This window comes from Mesorhizobium sp. GbtcB19, from assembly GCF_019091085.1.
Lineage (GTDB): Bacteria > Pseudomonadota > Alphaproteobacteria > Rhizobiales > Rhizobiaceae > Mesorhizobium.
In genome coordinates this window covers 1-330 of the sequence record NZ_JAGXJY010000154.1, presented here as the reverse complement: position 1 = coordinate 330, position 330 = coordinate 1, and the positions used below count along the sequence as shown (strand labels likewise).

Sequence of the window (330 nt, the reverse complement as noted above, 5' to 3'; positions counted from 1 at the left end):
AATTACTGAGATTGAGAAAGATACATCCAATAAGACTATTACTATATTTGCCTCAGGTGAATGGGTTCTTAAGGGTTCCGATGACATTATCAAACCTCAAAAATTTGAATCTATGACTCCTGAGCAATATATTGACTTCGCTACTAAGAAAACAGATTGGGAGCGAGGAATTGTAGAACTTACCGGAAAACGAACGATGACCGCTAAAGAATTTGTGGCTCCACTTTCTCTTTTATCTCAATTACCTGGTTTATTTGAAAAAAAGGGGGAATTACGTTACAGAGTAGAATTACGTGGCGCCAATACTATTAAACGTAAAATTGACTTTAT

Annotated in this window: 1 protein-coding gene; it reads left to right on the top strand. The window is 35.8% G+C overall.

Features of this window, described 5'->3' with window-relative positions:
* The coding region (locus KVT37_RS32020) for a hypothetical protein (protein WP_217578999.1) at positions 1-330 on the top strand (330 nt) is incomplete at both ends.